Genomic DNA, 2,328 nt, shown 5'->3' with positions numbered 1-2,328 from the left:
CAACGCGGTGATGACACTCATCGGAGCCTCCCATTCCGCCCGAACTACGCAGATGTTATCCCCGAGATCCCCTGCGGTTGCGGGCGCCATTACTTGTCGGACTCCCTGCTCCCCTTTCAGGGCGGGTGGGAGGCCATGCCGTTCACCCCGCTGCGCCGAGCTACCGGGTCGCGGGCTAGTGGCCCGTCATCCGATCGTAGGTGGTCTGAAACGCCTCCGGGCCCACGCTAAACTCCCCGCGGAACGGGTGATCCATAACCGCGGTGATGAAAATGACGATGGCGATCAGGACCGAGATGAAGCTGGTCATCGTCAGCTGGGCCCGCACGCGTTCGAGCTGCAGGAAGTACGTACTCACGATCGTGAGGACCGCCCCGATCAAGATGATCGCCCAGAGCGAACCTTGAATCCCTTGCGTAACACTGTGCAGCCGCTGGTTGCGGAGTTCGACCAACTTGTTGAACTCGCCGATCGTCGATTCGTGGATCAGCTTTTCGCCTTCTGATTTTGGATTGAAGGCATACAGCGCTGTCTGGAATCTGGAAATTTGGTCGTTTGTGCTCGGGACGATGCCGCGTTGTTGCGCAGGCCACTCGTCATCGATCACATACCTTGGTGTAGTCACGAAGCGGCGTTGTGAGCGTGGCCCGGTCGGAACACCACGCCGGACAGATTGGCCAATTTCCAGATGCCGTCAACGAGTCAACTTTCACGTGCCGTTCGCAATCTCGGCGGGACTCCACCGAATGTCCACCGGGCTGACCACCCGCAATGTTCGGTCACCATCACAACACGATTTGAGCAACGACCGTCCGGCCTTGGCCGGCTTGTGCCACGCTCAAGCTCGGCACATCAATTTCAACGGCGGAGGTGATAGCACATGACTGCTCCAAGCATGTTTCATCGCCTGGCAGCGGAGCTGATCGGCACGTTTTGGTTGGTCCTTGGCGGCTGTGGCAGCGCGGTGTTCGCCGCAAAGTTCCTCTCCGGCGGCTTTTCGGTAGGGATCGGTTTTCTCGGGGTAGCCATCGCTTTCGGTCTGACCGTGCTCACCGGTGTCTACGCATTCGGCACGATCTCGGGCGGGCATTTCAATCCCGCCGTGACGCTGGGCGCCGCGCTCGCCAGGCGCATCGAGTGGAAAGCCCTGCCGGGCTACTGGATTGTTCAGGTGATCGGCGGCTTACTTGCCGGCCTGGTGATCTACCTCATCGCCAGGGGTAAGGAAGGCTTTACCGCGACGGGCAACATGGCGGCCAACGGATTCGGTGAGCATTCCCCCGGCGGCTACTCGCTGTGGGCGGTGATTATTGCCGAGATCGTCCTGACGGGTGTGTTCCTGCTCGTCATCTTGGGGTCCACCGATGACCGGGCGCCCAAGGGATTCGCCGGTTTGGCCATCGGCCTTACCCTCACATTGATCCACCTGATCTCGATCCCGATTTCCAACACGTCGGTCAACCCGGCGCGGTCGACGGGGGTCGCGTTTTTCAACGGTAACGGCGCACCCGCGCAGCTATGGGTGTTCTGGCTGGCACCGCTCATCGGAGCGGCGATCGCCGGAATCGCGTACCCCTATCTGTTCGGCAGGCATGAAGAACTCGCCGAGCGCCCAGTCCGTGATGACGCCCTGGAAGCCGACGACGACTCAGGCCAGCACCGGGCGGCGCCGGCCTGATCCCGGAAACCGGCCTATTTCGAGCGTCCGTTCTTGGCCTGTCAACGGCAGGGGTGGAATCCAGCGGTGGTTGCAGCACGGGCGCCGGCTGGACATGCCAAGCCATGGGACCGGTGAGACGGGCGAGGCCGGCTATCGGGACAGGACGCACTGCCTACTACGCTCAACGTCGGAGACCAGCCACAGGCTGAGCTCGCACATCAAAAAGTCTCCGGACATCCCGGGGCGGTTCAGAAGCGTGTGATGGCGCTGATCTGGGCACCGGTGAGAGTTGAGCACGATTAGGGCGTTAGGCGGGCAAAACTTGAACGTGCACCCAACACGGTGGTACCGGACTTGCTGCGGCCAGGCCAACCCGCTTACATGAAAGCCGACACCGGGCGGCGGCGCATCGGACTGGAGGGATATGACCAGCCAAATGGACTCGGTCGAGAGCCCTCGGCCGTCTTCATCGGCGATCAATGCCGTCGAAGAATTCGCTGAACACCTCGTCGAGAGCGTCGCGAATGTTCTCAGCAGTCCGCGGGCGCGCGGTTGGATCCACGTCTATTCGGCCGGGGTCGCCGTGGTCGCGGGCGCGACGCTGGTAGCGGCGTCGTGGTCACTGAACTCCACCCGTGCCGGTCTGGCGACCCTGACTTACGCCGCGG

Annotated in this window: 2 protein-coding genes and 1 pseudogene; 2 read left to right on the top strand and 1 reads right to left on the bottom strand. The window is 62.2% G+C overall.

Annotated features, from left to right (window positions below; all coding sequences use genetic code 11):
• Positions 1-175: 175 nt before the first annotated feature.
• The gene (locus VKI00_RS11865; protein ID WP_324437654.1) at positions 176-607 is read right to left on the bottom strand and encodes a DUF4239 domain-containing protein; all 432 of its coding nucleotides are present in this window, start codon (positions 605-607) and stop codon (positions 176-178) included.
• A gap of 273 nt (positions 608-880) precedes the next feature.
• Here VKI00_RS11865 and aqpZ point away from each other — a divergent pair, with 273 nt between their 5' ends.
• Positions 881-1,678, top strand: coding sequence for an aquaporin Z (aqpZ, locus tag VKI00_RS11860; RefSeq protein ID WP_324437653.1), 798 nt, complete (start codon positions 881-883; stop codon positions 1,676-1,678).
• Positions 1,679-2,096: 418 nt separating this feature from the next.
• Positions 2,097-2,328: pseudogene (locus VKI00_RS11855) on the top strand (hemolysin III family protein); the annotation flags it as partial.

It is taken from the genome of Mycobacterium sp., from assembly GCF_035314665.1.
Classification (GTDB): Bacteria; Actinomycetota; Actinomycetes; order Mycobacteriales; family Mycobacteriaceae; genus Mycobacterium.
This window is presented reverse-complemented; position numbering and strand designations above follow the sequence as displayed.

What these genes read in the sequence shown, in the direction of transcription:
- aqpZ (WP_324437653.1), top strand. Translation starts at nt 881, where the DNA reads ATGACTGCTCCAAGCATGTTTCATCGCCTGGCAGCGGAGCTGATCGGC.